We start from the raw sequence: 3447 nt of genomic DNA, 5'->3' as shown, positions 1-3447 counted from the left end.
TCGACCTTTTGGTTCTTCGCGTCCACCTTGGTCGACGGCCGTCCCATCGAGTCATATGTGTAGGTCGTGGTGCCCGTCTCCGGTTTCGTCTCCGTCTGCAACCGGAACGCTGAGTCATACCCAAACGTCCGCAACTGCGTCGTCGATCCGCGAGTCATCGACACCTGCGTCAGCTTGTCCGCCATGTTGTACGTGTACAACGTGTCCAGATCCGATCCGCCGGCCGGATTCTTCTCCGAAACCTTCGTCAGGTTCCCCATCACATCCACCGTGTGGATCTTGTAGCGACCTGCTGGATCGGTCACCTTCACCGTGTTGCCAACATAGAGATAAGTCGTGTAGCCGGCATTCAGCGGCGGCGTTACCTTCGTCGTTCGGCCCCGGGCGTCATACTCATATTGTGTCCAGTAGACCGTTCCACCCGTGACATAAGGCTGCGATACCCTCTTGACTTTGCCCACGGCTGAGCAGGCGCACGGCCCGTACTCAGTATCTACAATCGACACAACGGTGCTGCCATTGCCGCGTTCCACCTTCACCGTTCTACCCAATCCATCAACAGTCGTTCGTACCCACTTCCCATTCGTCGTCGCCGTGCTGGTAGCCAGAGTGGATGAGCCTCCAGCAATAACTGCATTGGTGTACGCGTAGTTCGTCACCGCCCCAAGCGCCGACGTGGTGGTCGACGGCCGGGTCATGGAATCGTAGGTGAACGCCGCGGTCGCCGAGTTCGGCCCCGTCGTGGAACTCAGCCCCAGGAAGGTATTGAACTGGCTGCTGCTCGCCAGGTTCGATTCGCTATTCGGGGTCACCACCGAAGGCATCGTGTAGTGGCTGGCCGACGTCACCGAGTAGTCCACGGCGATCCCGCCCACGGTCTGCGATTTCACCACGGTCCCGCCGATGTTATAGCTGAGGCAAACGGGAGCCTTTCCCAGCACCGCAACATAGGTCACGTTGCCTCGCCAGGTCAACGACGTCGAGTACCGTGCATCATGCTCCGTGATATCCGTGACATCCGTCAGGTTCGTGCTGTTCGCCGGGCAACTCCCCGCCGGCCCCGTATCGTAATCGTACGTCGCCGTCTGCACCGTCGTCGTACCCTCGATAATCTCCGACTTCACCAGCAGGTTGTTGATGCCGACCCACCCGAGGCCGTACGAGTACGTGTTCTTATACTTCCGCTTCAGTGTGGGACTCGTCACCCCGTAGTCGAAGAGACGCTGCTCCGTCACGTTGCCCCAGCCATCCCGGTCGATTTCGACTCTGGAGACCTTCGGGACGCCTGAGGAGGCAGGATCCAACGTCGTGGTTGAGCTATTCAGGTAGACATTTCCCTTGATGTCCGTGGTCCAGGTGTCGTCCCGATGCAGCAGAACAGGATAGGTTAGGGAGGTATCACGTTGCTCAAAGGCGGTGCTGGCTCCATAGGAAATCGATGTCGCCAGATCATCGAAGGTGTAGATGCGCGTGTCCCGCCCATTCGCATCGCTCACGGTCCTCGCCTTGTGCGCGAACAACGGCGTGCCGGTGTCCGTTGCGGCAATCCCATACGTCAACTGAGTCCCGTTCGGCTGGCTCGTGAGCTTCCGGCTATTCACCTCGCGGAAGGTCTTCCCGTTCCCAAAGAGGAAGTTTGTGTACGCCCACTCAACCACTCCACCATACGGGAACGTAACCTTGGTCAACTCCCCGGCTTGGTTCGTGCCGTACTCGAACAGGTGGGGTACTCCGAGATTCGTGATGTTCACCCCGGTCAATAGGTCCACCGTGGCGAATTGAGCATTGGGGGTGAAAGGCGACTTCAGCGCTTGGCTCGTGCTGTAGCTGAGCGCATACTCCTCGCCCAAGCCAACATTGTTATTGATCTGCGTGAGGTGCGGCAGTCCCGTGCTGGTGTACACGAAATCGTACGATTTGCCGTAGCTGGCGTTCGCCCGGACATCGCTGATCCAACTGATGCGTCCGCTCGAATCCGCCAGATTCGTTCCGATACCGGAGGCATAGCCCGCAATGATGTAGTTTCCGTTTCTGTCGTAGAAGGCGGTCGGATAGATCGTGCCGCTATCCGGTTCGTCCCCTTGCGAGGCGCAGAAGAAATACCAGAACGAGCCATCGGGGAAGATCAACTGGTTGTTCGCCGGGTCGAATCTGATGTAAATGCCCTGAGTCGATCGCCAGATATTGCTCTCGTTGACGTCGAGCCGGTACTCCGCGCCGGTTGAGTCCACATACGTATAGTGATCGATCAGCCAGTAGTCTTTGTAGCTCGGTCGGATGTAGCCAGCCGTGAACATCCATCCGTACCCATAGCCAATATCGCGGCCCATGTTCCACGTGCCGTTGCTGTCGCTGCGCCAGTTTTGGGAATTGTAGTGCAGTGACAATGTCAGCTTGGACCCATCCCGTCGAGTGGGGTTGACCAGGGGCAAAGTAAAATTCAAATTGCCAGAGAACATATCAATGTTTTCGCCGGCTGCGCCCCAGTACGACCCCGTCGCCTTCACTCCGAGGCGGCGGCTCTCGCCCGTGCTGCTGGCTGGTGTGGTGACAGGCACCGTCAAGGCGGTGCTCCAGTTGCCATGCCGATCCATTGCGGAAATGCTGTAGCTGTAGGTTGTCGAAGCTGTCACCGCGGCGTCCGTGAACAGCCCGCCTCTCGTGAAGACCAACGGCGAGGCGTTCCTGGCGATCTGGTAGCGCACGACGCCGGTTCCATTCGCGTCGTCCGGCGCTCCATCCCACTGCATGTCGACACTCGCCGGCATCGGCCACGTTGCCACACTGGAAAGCGTCATCGCGGCCGGCGCGGTCCGGTCCAATGGCCCCAGATCGACTCGCGTGATACTCGCATTGGCGCTGCTGTTCCGAATTCCAACGCCCGCCTTGCCGGTCGTCAGGGACGAAGACACCTGGATCGGATCCGTCGCCAGGACCCCGTCCAGATAAACCTAGAGATACCTCGAGTCCGTGATCACCGATTGCATCGCCATGGACATCCTGCAGCCCACAGGCTTTGTAATCAGATTGGTGATCACGCCACCCACCCGCTGGCTGATCACCATCGTGGCCAGATACCCGCCAGTGGTCCATTGCGGATTCTGCAATTCGATCGCGACGTAGGAACCGGCCGCACCGCTCGGAGCGCTCAGCGCATCCGACGATGCCCGCAAGTAATGCACATAGGTCGCGCCAGTAGTGTTGAGATTGAGGTCCGTCCGGATTTCGTAGGATGCCGTGCCATCGGGTACGGCTACTTTTGAGATCAGGGCGCCGCCATTAACGTCGGACGTGTGCAGGCCGATCGTGCCGCCGTCGAGCACTCCGTTCTGCTGCCAATTCGCTGTGCTGATGCTGCTGAATGTATCGGAGAAGTAGTAGGTGTAGGCACCGCAGAGCGGCACCGCGGCCAATGCCAGGAAGAGTAGGCTGCGGCGCATTAGTTCT

At 59.0% G+C, this 3447-nt stretch carries 2 protein-coding genes; both read right to left on the bottom strand.

The features are described 5' to 3' along the window. Positions 1-2912: RHS repeat domain-containing protein (locus tag ACR9Y2_RS40210; RefSeq protein ID WP_435047573.1), on the bottom strand; the 2912-nt coding region annotated here is incomplete at its 3' end. A 39-nt stretch (positions 2913-2951) separates the two neighbouring features. Next, positions 2952-3447, bottom strand: a 496-nt coding sequence (locus ACR9Y2_RS40205) for a hypothetical protein (protein ID WP_435047572.1), incomplete at its 5' end; no start/stop codon positions are given.

Source organism: Paludibaculum fermentans (assembly GCF_051172195.1).
Taxonomy (GTDB): Bacteria; Acidobacteriota; Terriglobia; order Bryobacterales; family Bryobacteraceae; genus Paludibaculum; species Paludibaculum fermentans_A.
The sequence above is the reverse complement of the archived record's forward strand: the minus strand, read 5'-3'. Positions and strand labels throughout refer to the sequence as shown.